This is a genomic window from Phenylobacterium sp. (assembly GCF_030697925.1).
In the GTDB taxonomy this organism is placed as follows: Bacteria; Pseudomonadota; Alphaproteobacteria; order Caulobacterales; family Caulobacteraceae; genus Phenylobacterium.
Window position 1 is genome coordinate 1 of record NZ_JAUYOJ010000053.1, and the last position, 1,244, is coordinate 1,244.

Annotated in this window: 2 protein-coding genes; both read left to right on the top strand. The window is 64.4% G+C overall.

Features of this window, described 5'->3' with window-relative positions:
* Positions 1–7 precede the first annotated feature (7 nt).
* Positions 8–241 carry a 30S ribosomal protein S21 gene (gene rpsU, locus Q8Q88_RS05365; protein WP_091735317.1) on the top strand — a complete coding sequence of 78 codons (234 nt, stop codon included), beginning with the start codon at positions 8–10 and terminating at the stop codon, positions 239–241.
* 190 nt (positions 242–431) lie between these two features.
* Positions 432–1,244, top strand: an 813-nt coding sequence (locus tag Q8Q88_RS05370) for an ATP-dependent metallopeptidase FtsH/Yme1/Tma family protein (protein ID WP_305674171.1), incomplete at its 3' end; no start/stop codon positions are given.

Here is a 1,244-nt window from a genome sequence, read left to right on the forward strand (position 1 = left end):
GAGACCTCTGGTTCAGATTTTCGTTCGCGACAACAACGTCGATCAGGCCCTCAAGGCGCTGAAGAAGAAGATGCAGCGCGAGGGCTCGTTCCGCGAGATGAAGCGGCACGTGCATTATGAGAAGCCGAGCGAGAAGCGCGCTCGCCAGAAGGCCGAGGCCGTTCGCCGCGCCCGCAAACTGGCTCGCAAGCGCGCCCAGCGCGAAGGCCTGATCGCCGCGCCGAAGAAGCCCGCGCGGTAGGACTTCCTTCAAAGCCAAGCTCTATAAGGCCGTGCGGGTTCCGCGCGGCCTTTTTGCTACCCTGGATGACGTTCTGGCCTGTATCGCGTTCACCGAACCGCGGTGTTCGGTCGCGCGGCACGGGCCTTGCTGGAGTTTTGGGGTCCGCCCACCTATCTTGGGCAAGTGAGACACTTATCGAAGGCGCGACATGAACCTACGTAACCTCGCCATCTGGGGCGTCATCGTCGTCGTCCTGATCGGCCTTTACAGCATGATGACCGGCGGCAGCCAGGCGGCCGGCGCAGCGGGGCAGATCTCCTATTCCCAGATGTTGGCCAAGGTGAACTCCGGCGAGGTGAAGTCGGCGATCATCCGCGGCACCGCCGTCGAGCTCAAGGATTCCGGCGGCAAGTCGTTCACGGCGCTCACCCCGACCAACCAGGAAGAGCTGCTCAGGCGCCTGGAAGCCCAGGGCGCGGACATCAATGTGAAGTCCGCCGGCGGCGGCCTGATGGGCCTGCTGCTCAACAGCCTGCCGATCCTGCTGCTGATCGGGGTCTGGATCTTCTTCATGCGGCAGATGCAGGGCGGCGCCCGCGGCGCCATGGGCTTCGGCAAGTCCAAGGCCAAGATGATGACCGAGAACAAGAACCGCGTGACCTTCGATGACGTGGCCGGCGTCGACGAGGCCAAGGAAGAACTGACCGAGATCGTCGACTTCCTGAAGGACCCGCAGAAGTTCCAACGCCTGGGCGGCAAGATCCCCAAGGGCGCCCTGATGGTCGGTCCTCCCGGCACCGGTAAGACCTTGCTGGGCCGCGCTGTCGCGGGCGAGGCCGGTGTGCCGTTCTTCTACATCTCGGGTTCCGACTTCGTTGAGATGTTCGTCGGCGTCGGCGCCAGCCGCGTGCGCGACATGTTCGAGCAGGCCAAGAAGAACAGCCCCTGCATCATCTTCATCGACGAGATCGACGCCGTGGGCCGCCATCGTGGCGCGGGCCTGGGCGGCGGCAACGACGAG